Annotated in this window: 19 protein-coding genes; 8 read left to right on the top strand and 11 right to left on the bottom strand. The window is 38.4% G+C overall.

What is annotated here, in order from left to right:
* Positions 1–130: 130 nt before the first annotated feature.
* The 6 genes from FAZ15_RS22290 to FAZ15_RS22625 form a co-directional block, all read right to left on the bottom strand.
* Positions 131–508 carry a nuclear transport factor 2 family protein gene (locus FAZ15_RS22290; RefSeq protein WP_136903580.1) on the bottom strand — a complete coding sequence of 126 codons (378 nt, stop codon included), beginning with the start codon at positions 506–508 and terminating at the stop codon, positions 131–133.
* Positions 509–1,127: 619 nt separating this feature from the next.
* Entirely contained in the window at positions 1,128–2,324 is a 1,197-nt protein-coding gene (locus tag FAZ15_RS22285; RefSeq protein WP_136903579.1) for a TlpA family protein disulfide reductase, read from the bottom strand.
* 469 nt (positions 2,325–2,793) lie between these two features.
* The gene (locus FAZ15_RS22280) at positions 2,794–3,174 is read right to left on the bottom strand and encodes a hypothetical protein (RefSeq protein ID WP_136903578.1); all 381 of its coding nucleotides are present in this window, start codon (positions 3,172–3,174) and stop codon (positions 2,794–2,796) included.
* Positions 3,175–3,283: 109 nt separating this feature from the next.
* Positions 3,284–3,631, bottom strand: a complete 348-nt coding sequence (locus FAZ15_RS22275; protein WP_136903577.1) for a hypothetical protein — start codon at positions 3,629–3,631, stop codon at positions 3,284–3,286.
* Entirely contained in the window at positions 3,631–5,694 is a 2,064-nt protein-coding gene (locus tag FAZ15_RS22270; RefSeq protein WP_136903576.1) for an RHS repeat-associated core domain-containing protein, read from the bottom strand. Before FAZ15_RS22270 ends, FAZ15_RS22275 begins: the two co-directional genes overlap by 1 nt.
* A 99-nt stretch (positions 5,695–5,793) precedes the next feature.
* Positions 5,794–5,964, bottom strand: coding sequence for a hypothetical protein (locus FAZ15_RS22625; protein ID WP_162305040.1), 171 nt, complete (start codon positions 5,962–5,964; stop codon positions 5,794–5,796).
* Positions 5,965–6,126: 162 nt separating this feature from the next.
* Between FAZ15_RS22625 and FAZ15_RS22265 the strand changes: the two genes are divergently transcribed.
* Complete coding sequence (locus FAZ15_RS22265) at positions 6,127–6,627, top strand: RNA polymerase sigma factor (RefSeq protein WP_136903575.1); 501 nt, start codon at positions 6,127–6,129, stop codon at positions 6,625–6,627.
* Complete coding sequence (locus FAZ15_RS22260) at positions 6,617–7,243, top strand: hypothetical protein (protein ID WP_136903574.1); 627 nt, start codon at positions 6,617–6,619, stop codon at positions 7,241–7,243. The genes FAZ15_RS22265 and FAZ15_RS22260 overlap by 11 nt, the downstream gene beginning before the upstream one ends.
* A gap of 339 nt (positions 7,244–7,582) precedes the next feature.
* Here FAZ15_RS22260 and FAZ15_RS22255 read toward each other — a convergent pair whose 3' ends face one another.
* Positions 7,583–8,533 carry an RpnC/YadD family protein gene (locus FAZ15_RS22255; protein ID WP_136903573.1) on the bottom strand — a complete coding sequence of 317 codons (951 nt, stop codon included), beginning with the start codon at positions 8,531–8,533 and terminating at the stop codon, positions 7,583–7,585.
* Between the two features lie 224 nt (positions 8,534–8,757).
* On the opposite strand from FAZ15_RS22255, the gene FAZ15_RS22250 reads away from it, so the two are divergent.
* From FAZ15_RS22250 to FAZ15_RS22235, 4 genes are all read left to right on the top strand, one after another.
* Positions 8,758–9,333, top strand: coding sequence for a hypothetical protein (locus FAZ15_RS22250; protein ID WP_136903572.1), 576 nt, complete (start codon positions 8,758–8,760; stop codon positions 9,331–9,333).
* Positions 9,334–9,482: 149 nt separating this feature from the next.
* Positions 9,483–9,857, top strand: coding sequence for a hypothetical protein (locus FAZ15_RS22245; RefSeq protein WP_136903571.1), 375 nt, complete (start codon positions 9,483–9,485; stop codon positions 9,855–9,857).
* A 166-nt stretch (positions 9,858–10,023) separates the two neighbouring features.
* Complete coding sequence (gene vapB, locus FAZ15_RS22240) at positions 10,024–10,239, top strand: type II toxin-antitoxin system VapB family antitoxin (protein ID WP_136903570.1); 216 nt, start codon at positions 10,024–10,026, stop codon at positions 10,237–10,239.
* Positions 10,239–10,625, top strand: coding sequence for a type II toxin-antitoxin system VapC family toxin (locus tag FAZ15_RS22235; protein ID WP_202912475.1), 387 nt, complete (start codon positions 10,239–10,241; stop codon positions 10,623–10,625). Before vapB ends, FAZ15_RS22235 begins: the two co-directional genes overlap by 1 nt.
* Positions 10,626–10,665: 40 nt before the next feature.
* Here the strand turns inward: FAZ15_RS22235 and FAZ15_RS22620 are convergent, their stop codons facing one another.
* From FAZ15_RS22620 to FAZ15_RS22220, 4 genes are all read right to left on the bottom strand, one after another.
* Positions 10,666–10,812, bottom strand: a complete 147-nt coding sequence (locus FAZ15_RS22620; RefSeq protein ID WP_162305039.1) for a hypothetical protein — start codon at positions 10,810–10,812, stop codon at positions 10,666–10,668.
* A 202-nt stretch (positions 10,813–11,014) separates the two neighbouring features.
* Positions 11,015–11,365 carry a VOC family protein gene (locus tag FAZ15_RS22230; protein ID WP_136903569.1) on the bottom strand — a complete coding sequence of 117 codons (351 nt, stop codon included), beginning with the start codon at positions 11,363–11,365 and terminating at the stop codon, positions 11,015–11,017.
* Positions 11,366–11,767: 402 nt separating this feature from the next.
* Positions 11,768–12,322 carry a hypothetical protein gene (locus FAZ15_RS22225; protein ID WP_136903568.1) on the bottom strand — a complete coding sequence of 185 codons (555 nt, stop codon included), beginning with the start codon at positions 12,320–12,322 and terminating at the stop codon, positions 11,768–11,770.
* Positions 12,323–12,651: 329 nt separating this feature from the next.
* Positions 12,652–12,969: a hypothetical protein gene (locus FAZ15_RS22220; RefSeq protein WP_136903567.1), complete on the bottom strand. Its 318-nt coding sequence runs from the start codon at positions 12,967–12,969 to the stop codon at positions 12,652–12,654.
* Positions 12,970–13,138: 169 nt separating this feature from the next.
* On the opposite strand from FAZ15_RS22220, the gene FAZ15_RS22215 reads away from it, so the two are divergent.
* Together FAZ15_RS22215 and FAZ15_RS22210 are read left to right on the top strand one after the other, a co-directional pair.
* Positions 13,139–13,426, top strand: a complete 288-nt coding sequence (locus tag FAZ15_RS22215; protein WP_136903566.1) for a hypothetical protein — start codon at positions 13,139–13,141, stop codon at positions 13,424–13,426.
* Between the two features lie 444 nt (positions 13,427–13,870).
* Positions 13,871–14,065: a hypothetical protein gene (locus FAZ15_RS22210; RefSeq protein ID WP_136903565.1), complete on the top strand. Its 195-nt coding sequence runs from the start codon at positions 13,871–13,873 to the stop codon at positions 14,063–14,065.
* The last annotated feature ends 122 nt before the right edge of the window (positions 14,066–14,187 follow it).

Raw genomic sequence — 14,187 nt, 5'->3', positions numbered from 1 at the left:
CTCCGTTTTCAAAGTAAGAATGGCCCGTTGACCTCCGAAATTCAGGAGATTTTTTGGCCCGCTGACCTCCGAAATAATTGGCAAATCAAACCGAATTAGCTGGCCCAGTGACTTCCGTTATAGACACTTCTTAAACTTTAACGATGTATGACTTAATGTGCTTTATCTGATTACCTTTAGTAGATGAAAACTCGTATATATCTGCAAAAGCGTAGGTATCTCCATCACTCATAGTCATTCTTCCGCTTGCCGAGGCAGATTTACCATGACTGATGGCCGTTTCAACTGTGCATTCCAACACTTCCTTTTTCTTCATTTCTTCAAGAGCTTTTATGAATTCGGCCTTTCCTGAAATGACTTTATTCCCGAGTAATTCCCAGGTTACTTCATCGCTTACCATTGAACCCAGTGCATCAATATCGCCTTTGGTATAAGCAACATTAAAATCCTTTACAAAGGTGTTTTTAGGCGAGTTGCCACAATTAGCAAGTACTTTAATTTTAGTCATAAGTAAAACAATAGTAGCTGGCTAAGCGCCAGCAATAATATAACACATTTCAAATTGGAAAGTTTGCGGAAGCAATTTTTGGCGTTAAAAACTAATCGATCCGTAATATCCAGCCATTTAAATGAAAGAAAAATGCTTCCAAATGCAGTCCATCTCATTAGTACTGGGGCATATAATAAAACGTCATTTTTTTCGCCTAAAACCTGACGTTAATAGACAATATGCGCTCACAGACGGAAAAAGCGACAGAAGGGATAGTAGCTGGTAGTGGCCACTGCTGGCAGCATAGGTGAAAACGGCAACTATTTTGCTGTTGTCACATTTTTGTTAAACCAGCTATTGGTTATAAATTTTGGCATTTTCTTTGCGTCGATATTAGTATCATAATTTAGGTTAATAATTGGTTAGTTACGAAAATCCTGAAGCTCCCCGCTTCAGGATTTTTTGTTTGATAAGTGATAGAGGTTTCTCGATACTATCCTGTAAAGCAGTTTTTACGTGATCAATAGTGGCGGCTGTGCCGCAAACCAGATCAACATTATGCGGACTTGTTTAGAAATGCTGATAACGATGTATGTTGTTTATGTAGGTGATATTTATTGTAGTGGTAAGCTCATCTCTATTTCAATGCTTTGATAATATAACGCTCCAACATTTCAAAATCGTAATCTTTTAGCTGCTTATCTTCGTAAATCATCTTGCCATGTCTATCCACCAATATATAGTTTGGGATTGATCGTACATTAAACAGCCCTACGAGCTCGCTTTGTGACATTTCCGAAAGCTCAGAAACATTGGTCCACTTCATATTGTAATCTTCAATCATTTTTAACCAAGCCTCTTTATCATCATGCAGATTGATATAGACTACTTCAAGATCCTTGTCTCGATACTTATCATACAATGTCGTCAGAACGGGTATAAACTCTTTACACGGCCCGCACCATGTTGCCGAAAATGCCAAAATATAGGGCTTTCCTGTAAGCGATTTATTCGAAAAGGAAGTTCCATCAGGCTTCGATATAGAAAATATCCCAACAGAATTTCCGAGTTTATTTCTATCAATGCTTTCAATCTCTGCCTTAACAGCTTTCGTCAGACTGACAGCTAGCTCTGATTCCCCCAATTGCCCTGAAAGGTTACTCAAGGTGGAACTCATTAGGTCCAGATGTGCTTTACTGTGAGATGAACTGAAAATATTTCGGAACTTCAGAAGTGTATAGTAGCTCGGGGTTTTGCTAAGAACGTTAATTTGTTCCGTATACATATCGTACGTTTTTTTTATATTGTTTAATACAAAGATATTCTTTCCGTTATTCAAATTTTCGACAGAGTCACCATACAACTGAAGATAACGATCGAATATCTGATTCATATGATCATGAATAACATTGGTTTCAAATGGGCCATGCTGAACCTGAAGCTTCAGCTTCTTCCCTTTGGCGGATTTTAACATAAATTCATTGGCTCCTGTATCCATAACAAACTGCACGCGTAGGTCCCCACAGTCTAGAATAGCAAGCTCTGACGATCCTACTATTTCACATTCTATTTCAATTTTAGGCGCGCTGGATTTAATTTCGACTATATTGCTATACGCTTTTTTGCCTTTTTGGATGGTACTTTCATTAATCCTAATTTGGTCGAAGAAAATCCGTTCTGGATTGTGCACAATTATTTTGGAACTAGATTGCGCAAAAACATTCTTGACAGGACATACCACCTGTGACAGTGTCATTAAAATCAACGTTATCTTAATTATTTCACGCGCGTTCATTAAAAAAGTAAGTGTTATTCTCTTAGATGGATTCTTCATTGAGCTGGCTGATTTCTAGTTACTTGTCAGCTCAAAGATACAAAGCGCAAAGTAAAACTTGATTAATTTATTTTTAAGTAGCTATTACTTTTATCCTCTACAATTAAACAATATAAGGATGGGCACAGAGCTTGCCTGCAAAGTGACGGAGATTGGTTTCCGTTTTATAATGTAATAAAGGTTTGGATGATCGGGCCGGAACCTGTAACCAACAACATCGCGCTATAAAATTTTATAAATTTGCGGAGACACAAGACGTCTTTAGTTAAGTACCTCTCCTGAACTAACAAACCCATGCATGAAATAAATCACTACATAAAATCAACGTTTGATTATGGAAAAATTCATTGATGATATGAGGCTCATATTAGAACACTTGCACTTCCTCTTCCCAACTTCATTTTTAATTACAAAAATGTAATAATTTCGCTTCAAGTTCTAGTTCAATAGCGTTTTTATCGTACTCTATTTAGAACTTTTGCCACTTATTGTTGGGTACAAAGGGCACCCTGTTGGGTTCTATCTCATCCCAGCTTTTGTAGTTGAACTGTATACTGACCATTAGATAATACCGCCACCGCCAAAAACACAACGGATTTATTTTATAAAGTCGAAATACTTCCATATTCTGCTGAGTAGGTCTTGTATTTTCAATAAACCCCCTTACTCCCGCGGCGCTCATCCAAGGCACAAAAACATCAAAGTGTTGGAGATATGTAAAAGACGCGTCGTTATTGGCATAACGAAAATGCCCAGAATCTATTTTCATCAGAATCTCTGTATTTATCACTGGAAGATTAGAAATGATAACAACAACCGCAATAACTATGATAAACCTCTTTCTTTTCATATCGTCTAATTACAATTTGTACTAACTGACAGATGAGGTACGCGCTGCAGGAAAAACCCATACGTTAAACGCTGAACGTCCTCTTAGGCGCTATCTTTCTCCCAATAACTCAGCTTTTTTCTGTGCCCCAGCTACTGAATATTCGAAAATCATCTAAAGTATCTTTCAGAGGGGCTTGCAATTCTTCTCTCGTAATTTGCTTAAAAGCATTTTGGATTTTTTTATAGTTCAATCTCCCATGGATTCTCGCTAGATCACCTAGACCTGTAATCGCACTTTTCGCAACCCAAAAACTTTTATCATCCACCAATTCCAATAGTTTATCCTGTACCCACTCTACATCGGAAACACCATTAACCATACCTACTATGGCACTGGACCTGACCTCGTCACGCTTATCCGACAGAAGTCGAATTATCTCCATTTTATCACTGTAATTAAAATCTTGATATTTCATTACTTCAGTATTTTTCCTTTTGTGTTCACAACTCCGCTTTTTATCAACATATTCTTCATGTCTTGTGATAATTCTCCCCAAGTCCTCGAATGTCCATGAAAAACTCCCGAAGTATGCTCATCAAAAACATTGAATTCCCCCGTGGATTTATCTGCACCCACTCTTCTTGTAGTGTTACCAGGTAATTCTAAAGAATTAGCCAGAGACCTCTCTGGATTAGTAGGTGCTTTGTTAGCTCGCCCACTATTCTTCGTTCCATGTTTCAAATTACGCTCATATCTCCTTAGTTGTTGACCGGCAACTTTTAACTTTCCGACTTTAGCTAACTGCTCTACCCTCCTTGCAAGCTTCATCGCCTCGAAAGGCTTGCCCAGCAACGGCACCATAGCTCCAATACTTAGCCCTGCACTCACATAATCTCCCTGCGAGATACTTATTCCGGCACCGGTCAGTTCAGCCAGCTGCGACAAGATCGGAATATCCGTCATCCCTATGATATCCAACGCGGCCTGCACTTGGGCTATCCGCCCGTGACTAATGAAGTGCGAAGCTCCAGCTCCTGTTTCATCTTTATTTTTTCCAATGAAGACTTCTTGCAGCATGCCACCATTTCTGGTCCATTGTCCGTTAGAGTAGAAATAGGTCGCACCTCCCTGTGATATATAGCTATCGCCCTCCCCCGCATGTGGCCGATAGAGCTCACATTCGGGACATAGACCGTCCGGGTCGACATAACGGATCGAATTGCCCCAGGCAAATGAATAGGGAGATTTGTCAATCTGCAGCGCATGATCGGCCAGCATGTCCAGAACATACCACCTTCCGATCTCAGCATCATAAAATCTAGCCCCGTAATCGTATTGTCCGCCCAGTTCTTCCTGTATCTCCTTGCTACTGTAAAGATAAGAATTCACACCGCTTATCAAAATTGGGGACCTCTTGCCCAAAGGATAGTAATCATCTTTCTGGATCACAACTGCAGCTCCGGAAGCTATCTGCAGGGTGCTCCTGACATTGCCCTGGTAGTCTAGAATATTATAATGATAAACATATACCCCGTTAATGTTCTGAAGATATCCTTCCTCTGTCATAATACGCTCCACTGTCAAAAGGGATGAGCCACTCTTATTATATTCAATGCCCCATATGTAGTCCCTTTGCACCAAATTGCCGGGCATGGTTATACTCTTCCTTAGCTTCGTACCCTTGGCATCATAAGTATATGTTATCGCAGTATCGCCTATACTCACAGTTTGCAGCAAATCTAGATGATTATATCCCAGATGCCTGTCTCGCCTATCCTTTATAGCACTTCCGTTTGCGTTGTACAAATAGGTGCCCGATATCCCACCTGACAGCGCATCAAGCCTATTTCCGGTATACATATAAGAGATCTGGGAACCGTTGTCCCGGCGTAGGGTCATGATATTGCCCATTTTGTCATAGCTTATCTCTTCACGCATTTGACTAGTGGTGCTCAATCCATCGACCAGTCTATTCAACAGGTCATATACGTATCGAAAGTTGGAGCTCACGGTAGCGCCGTGGCCCCAGTACCGTTCGGAAATATTCCCGTTGAACTGCGCCTGCCCACCACCAGAAGGATCTCCGTATTTCAGTTCTTCGGTAAAATAGGGTGAAGTGATCCTTTTACCCCACCCCCTTTCATTATAACTATAGTCAATGCTTGTCGCATAATTTGCACCATTGTTTTGACTATGTAGTAGCTTCTGCTTGACCTGTCCGATTTCATTATAACGCAACTCAGACTGTATCACCTCCGGCTGCCCGTCAACTTTCTTCCGGACATGTGTCAGTCTTCCAACATGGTCACGTCCATAAGATGTAAGTATCTCTGCCTGTGAACCCAGAGAAGTAACCGAATGTTCACGCTTGCTGGACAACAGCTCTCCGGCGAAATTGTACACACTAGTCTCGTAATCACTACCGCCCAAGTGGTTCTGTGATGCTGTCTGAACCAAATGTCCTCGCTGATCATAGTAGAACACCCTGAGTGTAGGCGCACCACCTTCTGTATCAAATATCAGCTCTCCGGTCGACAATGAATAGGTGTTTACACTAGGACTGATCTCTCTTGAGATGAGTAGAGATGCGCCAGAAAAGGTATAATCGTCATAATAGAGAATAGATTGCTGAATTACCTAGATGCCGACCCCGGTTGAAACAGGAAATGTCGTATATGCATAGGAGGTATTTCCATTTCGCGCCTCCCACTGCGATCCTGAAAACATTGCCACCTGCTGCCTCATCTGTGCAACATCCGTGACAGCTGTATTAACATACAGTACTTGCCCTACAAAAAACACATCCATTTATGTAACATTTCTCATTTCTCCGTACTAACTATTCGAAAGTAACGATAAATAGATTAAAAGTAATGAACAGTAACCTGTACAATTCACTATGTAACGTGCCGTGTATTTTTCTGATTACGTGTATCAATCTAGGAAACAAAAAATAACCGTTTTTGGTCCATGACAAAAGAACAAGAATTCATACAGCTCATCACGCAACATAAAGGTATATTATATAAAGTATCACGCTTGTATATGGACCAGTTGGACGACCAAGAAGATTTGACACAGGAGATAATCTTCCAACTTTGGAAAGCGTACAATAGCTTCGAAGGTAAAAGTGCATTTGCGACATGGATGTATAGAGTAGCGTTGAACACGGCGTTGACTTTCTTCAAAAAAGAAAGCCGTAAAGTGGATAAAGAGCCTCTTGACAAAGATATGGACCACATCGAGGAAGAAGATTCCCGACAAAAAGACGTACAATTGGATTATTTCTACAACGCTGTACAGGAATTGAATCCGATAGAAAAGGCTTTGATTTTCCTTTTCCTAGAAGGAATGCCACATAGAGAAATTGCTTTAAGTTTGGGCATTTCTGAAGTGAATGCTCGTGTTAAACTGAATAGAACTAAAGAAAAACTGCAAGAGATCATTAAAAATAATGGATATGAATTTTGACGAATTACAAAACAAATGGAACCAACAAACTGGTAACGCTGTCAATATTAGAACCGAGAGCCTAAAAAAAACGAGATCGATCACAGATAAAATTAGTAGAAATTTCAAAAGAGAATTTGTATTCTCAGCACTTTCTTTCCTATTTTTATTTACTATACCGATTTATGATTCGTTTAGCATAGAGATAAAAATGCTGCATTATTTTTTCCTACTGCAGATGCTAATTCCTTATCTATTTTATTATCGCCGCTTTCTTGCGTTCAATAAAATGACGAAAAAAGATGACGTATTCAGCTCGAAAGAAAACCTGATTCAACTCTATTATGAACTGAAGTTCGCGGTAGAAAGTTATAAAATATCTTGCTATATTATTGTACCCTCGGCATTGGGCCTATATTTTGTAATATTTGGAAAAAATCGAACTTTTGAGTGGTTTATGAAATATGTCAACTTTAGGGAGACACTAGCTATAGACCCTAACTTTATCTGGAAAACGTCAATTATTGGTATTTTGTTGTTAGCATTTGTCCTTTTGTTCTGCGAATGGACGATTGACAAATATTATGGAAAATACCTTAAACAGATAAAGCTCTTGTTGAAGAATTTAGAAGAATAGTTCACAAGTTATATACTGTGTTACTCGCCAGAAAGTGGAACTGGAATGAAATTGACAGCTGTTTAGTGAAGTTTTGAGGTTGTTAAGTTTTGTTAAACCAGCTACGGGTTATAAATTTTGGCATTTTGTTTGCCACGATATTAGTATTCATAATTTAGGTTAATAATTGGTTAGTTAAAAATCCTGAAGCTCCCCGCTTCAGGATTTTTTGTTTGATAGGTGATGGAAGAATTGGAGTGGTAACGTCTTAGTAAAAGATTACATGATGTATTATATACTGGCACAAAAAAAGCGTCTTGAATTGTCAAGACGCTCATTATATTTTTTAGGAGAGGAATATTATAATGCCTTTACCTGATCAACGCTAAGGCCTAATGCCTTTGCAATATCAGCATCAGGTACTCCCAATTTCTTGAATTCTAAAGCTGAATCTAGTTTCTCTGCTAATTTCTCTGCTTCGGCTTTGGCACGTTCTTCTTGCAATAGCTTTACTGCATTGGCGCGCTCTACGGCTTTACCTTCGTTCTTAGCTTTTTCCAATAAATATTCCCGTGTTCCCATTGTAGTATTCCTCCCTAGTTTGGTTTCTACTTCTTTCTCAAAGTTAATAAACATTTCTGGTTTTTGAAAACTTACATAACGTGCCAGAAAGTCGTATATCCCCTGACGCGTGTCCTTACTCATCTCACGCTTTATCATTTCTTCATAAAGATCGTGTTTGATCTCTTTCAGCTCCTCGTCTGTAACATTACGATGTAATATTGCCATTAACGCTGTGAGCACAACCACCGCAAAGGGGTTACTGTCTGCACGGAGCACGGTCTCATCCTGATCTAGGATCTTGTAGCTATTGAACCTATAGGAAAGGCTTGTGCCCATGAATTCCTGAACGTAGATCTCAGGGCGATAACTTTTATTGCCATCGGCTAGGATCGCTAACGCCGTAACCGGAACTTTGTATTTATCGGATATTTTGTAAAAATATTCAAACATGCGCTGGGCAAGGTCGCCGGTTCCCTTGCTCGATTGTACTTCTATATGACAGAGTACAAACTGCTCGCTCCCGTCGTGAAGATAAACTTTCACCAGTTTGTCAACATAGCGTACGCCTTTGTTATTGGGCTCAGGCGGAAAAAGGCTTTCAAATTCCTTATCGAGATATTCGCACTCACGGTTCAGATCAAAGATATCATCCGCATCCGGAAAAAAGAAGCTGAGAAAATGAACAAAGGTCTGCTCTATAATGGATTTCCATAAGGGGTCGTCTATGCGTCTTGATCGTCGGCTCATAATGTTAGATTTATTAGTTTTTTACTATACGAATAAAGGAAAAAAAGATTTACTAAGCTAATATTTTTAGTAAAAAAAGAAGCATAATTAAATACGAGTCCTTCCTAAAAAAGGAGTAACCCATAGAGGTATTTATGATAACCGTAGATTCGAAAGGTATAGATTTGATATGTTCACCAAAACTGATAACTTTAATAAAACAGAAGCCTGAAAAATCACGATAGATGATGTATAAGTTACATATCAATTTAGCCACCCTCTTTACACTTTGTGTATTAATACTAAATTCCTGCGCCGTATACCAGACGGAAAAGCTTGAAGGAAGTATTGGGGATATAGATTACGAAAACATTTATATCAGGACATCCGCATATGAAGGGGTGATTTTTTCGGAGCATTATCTGCACATGAAAAATGGTCTAAAAGAGAAATTTACTCCAACCCTTTCGGATATCGAGCTTGCCGAAGCGCTCTTGATAGACCAGCTAAAAGGAGTTAATATAGAAAAGATTAACCAGGGCGGCTCTTGCCCGATAATTGATAAAAAACTTAATAAATATAAAAGGCAGTATTTTGGATATATTGACGCAAACGGAGATAAGATAATTTTTGTTAATTGCTTGTGGGAGAAGAAAGCATTCCATGATTTCACTGATAAGATATTTCACAAAGCATCTGATGATACAACGTGGAAAACGGATGAAAAAATTGTTTTGGATGGCTGTAGCTATTATTGGAATATTAAGGTAAATCTTACTTCGAAAGCTTTATTTGATCTTTACGTAAATGGGCTTGGATAGAGATAAAATAATCTAGTCTCAGGCTCTATTATCAAAACCCCACGGTGCTGGTATGTTTCCAGTACCTAAAATAAGAAATGGTTAGCTGATTCGTTACACCTTGATATCGCCAAGATTCCTAAAGGGTTTAACGTGATTTAAATTTGACTATGAGAAATACACCACATTCCGAACTTATCGCCTTCATCAAAAGAATCCCTAGTGTGAAAGGAAACGTCTCGAGCGGATACTACGACGAAGGATTCTGGTGGATAAAGTTCGCGATAGACATAGACGATCCTTATGCTTGGCATACAGTCCAAGAGTTAGCGTGCGTGGTCAATTACTTATCAATTGAGGATCGATTACCTACGCGCTTCTACCCGGTATCCCCTGCCCCTTATCTCAATGGCGGACCAAAGAACTTCTTGTCGTGGATTATCGAAAACACCGATCAGGAATTTACTCCCGACAATATGAAAGAATGGCTTGAAGGCAGGTTACCAAATCCGGTCGATGATCTAACACAATGGGAAATTGATTAGTATGTTATGGGATAACCGCTAACTTATATAGTTAATGGTGCCAGTTGCATTTAGCGAAGTGCAATTCCAATGCAGTCTAAACAAAACTAGCAGATGACGTTTTATAATAATTGTTTTTTGGTTATATTTGTTTAACTATTTTTTCGAAGAAAGAGAGGAGTGTACTATGGACAGCTTATTATTATACAAGAAACTAAATTCGTTACCTGATTCTATGAAGGTAGAGGTAGCTGATTTTATCGAATTTTTAGAAAGTAAGGCCAAGAAGAAGAAATATAAGAACACGGAAGCTCTAAAACCACAATTTGGCAGTGCCAAAGGTTTTTTCACCATCAAAAAAGATTTTGACGAACCATTGGAAGACTTTAAAGAGTACATGTAATGGTGGGAAATCTGCTGGACACTCATGTTTTTTTATGGTATCTATCTGGCGATGAAAGTATCTCCAATACTGCCCGAAAGACCATTGAGAAATCGCCTGAAAATAACTTCATAAGTATCGCTTCGCTGTGGGAAGTAGCTATCAAAATAAGTTTGGGCAAACTTGTCTTGCATAGAAGTTTCAGCGAATTAGAAGAGTTGTTAACTACAAATGGCTTTCATGTTTTACCAATTGAATTTGCGGACACATTGCTTGTGACGCAGCTTCCTTTTCACCACCGCGATCCTTTCGACCGAATAATTATTGCACAGTCGATCAACAATAAGCTGAAGCTTATCAGTAAAGATGGACACTTTGCGCATTATAACGTCAAAACTATTTGGTAGTCCAAAGAACCTACGATAAGGGATGCTGGTAAACCGTATTTCAAACTCCCAACATCATATAGAAATCATAATACTTCTCACCTCCGGCAATATTACCAAACTGTTCTGCCATCTGAATATTTAACTCTTCATTCTCAGACAGAACTTTTTCAACAGAACTTTTTTCGAGAAAAAAAGCTAACTTCATTCTATAATAATTACCGTCTCCTCTTTATTTTTAACCTAATGGAAGGGCATCTACGCTTGGTATAAAGCTCAGTTATATCGCCAAGGAAGAAAACTTGAATATCTTCCTCGGTATACACAGTAGGTATTTGTTCCGGGTTAAAATGTAACATGCAATAAATTCATAGAGAGTAATTTTAGATTAATTGCATAATAGCAGTTCATCATAAGTGCATCAGGATATTAATCAACTTTCCAAACGGATCCCTTACGTAAAAACGCCGTACACCCCAAGATTCGTCGACAGGTCCATATTCCACGTGGTACCCGTATTCTTTCATCCTAGCATAAGCTACTTCGACATCGTCCACTTCGATGGATACATCGGGTACGGCAGTTCCTGCTCCCCCTTCCATTGCGAACGCAATCTGCACGTGCATGTTTTCTGTATTACCATAGCTAGTTATCCAACCATGATCCATCAAGATATCCAGACCTAATACCTCCCCGTAAAACCGGTTTGCGGCATCGATTTGCCGTGTTCTTACATTAGTGACTATTCTTTTGACCTTCATAGGGCTTCACTGATTCGCTATGCCAATGTACATATTTCCAGTTATACTTTCTGCTATGCTACAAAACTAGTTGAGCATGAATATCAAAAAGTCATCGCCGAGACTTATCAAACAGGTATCATTTTCTTAGATGAGGAGGCTTACCTAGACCGTGATTTCAATGCGTTCGATAACCTTGCAAACACGAAATAGCCAGATTGTTCTCCTACTTCGTCATGAGTCCAGTAGGAACTCCTAAGCGTCTCCTCTCCTCGCAACACCCTCATAATGTACATGAAGAAACTCATAGTAAATTTACTCGTATGCTATCAATTAACAATAAACATGAGCGCAGTGTATCTTGTAATCGTTGGTAGAAACTATCTGCAAGGCAATAAATACCTCACAGATAGTATAATATTATTATTGAAACACCGTATTATTAATAAAATCCCTTGCAAACGCTTTCATTTGTTCTACTGTTAAATTATTGATTTCAATCTTAGCCATTGCAAAATGTTGTTCAGGTCTTGAAAGCATGATAATATAAATATAATTTTTCTTTGTGTTAAAGAAGAAACCTCCGTGTACAGATGAGGTTGTCACAAACTCTTTGTGATAATCGTCCTCATCATCATCTACGATCAACAGATTATAGTAGCTGTTTAGCGTTGAAACTATCCCATGAGGGCCACCACTGTTCTTTGAGCATCGGATAGTTGCAAGACCCCATGATGCGATGCTCGCTCCCTTCGGTTGGCAAGAAATCTTGTAGTACGTATTGTTATTAGTAATTTCTTCGGCTATATACGAAGGTATATTTTTCCCACTTCTATAATTAGTAAGTGAAGAAACATTACTCAGCAGATTACTGCTTTGCAGATAACTATTACTGATAAAACCTGGTATATTTTGTTGGGCTATCACAGTTGTTGCCATCAGTGAGATCAACAAAGCTATAATTATGTTTGCTTTCATTCTAATATAATTTAACATGCTGGTCTTTCAGATATAGCTTTTTACCTCCATACCTTTTAATAATTTCAGTTTTATCCGTCTCTCCTATTTTATGTTTTTTAAAGTGCTATTGGAATTTACCCGCTTCTTTAAAAGCCTGTGTCAATTGATCTGAATTACTATGTGGAGACGAACAAGATGCATGACAATACACAGATAATAAAAAGCCGAAAACACTTAAGATACGCTTGTAGTACAACATAGGGTTATAATAATTTGCACTCAATATAGGAAACTATGGCCTAAAAATCAATAATTGATTATTTAAACCTATTATATATAATGGGGATTTAAAAGTTCTTGCTTAAATGAAGAATGCTATTAAAATAATCAAGCCAGGAATATCCGTCGTGACGATACACTCTTTGCTCTGCACCTTCACTGATAAATAAGCTTTCGTCTATATCCTGAGCATAGAAAAAATTGGATTTCTCTGCAGCTAGGAGAAGTTTTTCTTCTTCACTTTTGAAACGCTCTTGTTTTTCAGATCCTTGGCCTGAGCACGCATAGCCTCTAAGGAAATCTTGGATTTTTCGGAGTTGGCTTTGATCGCCAATCTGTCCATTTCCATAAATGATAATTTGTAATTCTGATTTAACATATCTCATTTATATTAATTGTGCACAGACAAATATACAAATTATAAGAGGTAACAATTTGAATTGGAGTATTGCCTAGCTGATTTCTTATCATATTCTCATCTCGGTCTACAGCCTTCGCATATCCAGAAGCTATTATTGTAATGATTGTTTTTTCTTTCATAGTATATAACATCTTGTGTTCGCTACCAAAGGTACTCCGCTAACGGATGTGGACAATACGGGAAACCGTAAAAGAGGTGGAATAGGTATATCAGAAAATGTAGTAAGCGCAGGCGGAAAAAGGGGCAGACGTACTCCGCCGACAAGGGGCCAATATTATCCATCAAAACTCTTGCCTTATACTACCCGGTTGAAATGGCACTCTATTGGGTTCTATTTCTTTCCAATTTTTATACCTAAAATCTTTGCTGACGAGCAGGTAATAACTCCAACGCCAAAAGTACAAGGGATTCATTCTGTATAATCTGTACATTTCTTGATTTTCTTCTGTAGCTGCTCGCCTTCTATTTTAGTTCCATAAATTCTGCTATCAATAGTTGCTTCAATTGGTCAGCTTCCTTAAAGATAGAAATAAAGCTTTTGAGAAGAAACAAAATTTATAAATGACCTTCTGTCAGAGAAGCTGACTGCAGCATATTAAAAAACGGCAACCATTCTGCGGTTGTCACGTTTTTGTTAATCAACTGTCGGATATATAATTTGGCATTTTGTTTGATACGATATTGGCATCATAATTTAGGTTAATAATTGGTTAGTTAAAAATCCTGAAGCTCCCCGCTTCAGGATTTTTTGTTTGATACTGGAACATGCTGACCCCCTGGTTTATTTTGAAAATCGTCCGCGCCCATTATTGCTTTTTAATAAGAATCTAATTACCTTAGATGTAAGGCGTTAAAATAAACTAACTATGAAATCAAACACTTATAATTATCTCGCAATACTCGTATTACTAATCCTATCAGCTTCCTGTACGCATGCAATTAGTGAGCTCGAAGCGCGGAGGAAGAATGATGAAGGTCTGGTAGAATTTAACAACAGGAGATTAGATAACGCTATTGTTCTTTTCAAAGACGCAATGACCCATAAAGATATATCTGTGTAAATAGCAATTAAGAATGCAGCATAATTGGCAACTTGGCGTGCAGCACTTTTGGCACTAATAAATACATAATCCAGTTCAAAAGTATGCTATAAAATTTACTTGTCCAAGAACGTTTTTCTATT

The sequence above is a fragment of the Sphingobacterium olei genome, assembly GCF_005048855.1.
Taxonomy (GTDB): Bacteria; Bacteroidota; Bacteroidia; order Sphingobacteriales; family Sphingobacteriaceae; genus Sphingobacterium; species Sphingobacterium olei.
This window is presented reverse-complemented; position numbering and strand designations above follow the sequence as displayed.

Coding starts and splice junctions, on each gene's coding strand:
- FAZ15_RS22290 (WP_136903580.1), bottom strand. CDS start 508: ATGACTAAAATTAAAGTACTTGCTAATTGTGGCAACTCGCCTAAAAAC.
- FAZ15_RS22285 (WP_136903579.1), bottom strand. CDS start 2,324: ATGAAGAATCCATCTAAGAGAATAACACTTACTTTTTTAATGAACGCG.
- FAZ15_RS22280 (WP_136903578.1), bottom strand. CDS start 3,174: ATGAAAAGAAAGAGGTTTATCATAGTTATTGCGGTTGTTGTTATCATT.
- FAZ15_RS22275 (WP_136903577.1), bottom strand. CDS start 3,631: ATGAAATATCAAGATTTTAATTACAGTGATAAAATGGAGATAATTCGA.
- FAZ15_RS22625 (WP_162305040.1), bottom strand. CDS start 5,964: ATGGATGTGTTTTTTGTAGGGCAAGTACTGTATGTTAATACAGCTGTC.
- FAZ15_RS22265 (WP_136903575.1), top strand. CDS start 6,127: ATGACAAAAGAACAAGAATTCATACAGCTCATCACGCAACATAAAGGT.
- FAZ15_RS22260 (WP_136903574.1), top strand. CDS start 6,617: ATGAATTTTGACGAATTACAAAACAAATGGAACCAACAAACTGGTAAC.
- FAZ15_RS22255 (WP_136903573.1), bottom strand. CDS start 8,533: ATGAGCCGACGATCAAGACGCATAGACGACCCCTTATGGAAATCCATT.
- FAZ15_RS22250 (WP_136903572.1), top strand. CDS start 8,758: ATGATGTATAAGTTACATATCAATTTAGCCACCCTCTTTACACTTTGT.
- FAZ15_RS22245 (WP_136903571.1), top strand. CDS start 9,483: ATGAGAAATACACCACATTCCGAACTTATCGCCTTCATCAAAAGAATC.
- vapB (WP_136903570.1), top strand. CDS start 10,024: ATGGACAGCTTATTATTATACAAGAAACTAAATTCGTTACCTGATTCT.
- FAZ15_RS22235 (WP_202912475.1), top strand. CDS start 10,239: ATGGTGGGAAATCTGCTGGACACTCATGTTTTTTTATGGTATCTATCT.
- FAZ15_RS22620 (WP_162305039.1), bottom strand. CDS start 10,812: ATGAAGTTAGCTTTTTTTCTCGAAAAAAGTTCTGTTGAAAAAGTTCTG.
- FAZ15_RS22230 (WP_136903569.1), bottom strand. CDS start 11,365: ATGAAGGTCAAAAGAATAGTCACTAATGTAAGAACACGGCAAATCGAT.
- FAZ15_RS22225 (WP_136903568.1), bottom strand. CDS start 12,322: ATGAAAGCAAACATAATTATAGCTTTGTTGATCTCACTGATGGCAACA.
- FAZ15_RS22220 (WP_136903567.1), bottom strand. CDS start 12,969: ATGAGATATGTTAAATCAGAATTACAAATTATCATTTATGGAAATGGA.
- FAZ15_RS22210 (WP_136903565.1), top strand. CDS start 13,871: ATGAAATCAAACACTTATAATTATCTCGCAATACTCGTATTACTAATC.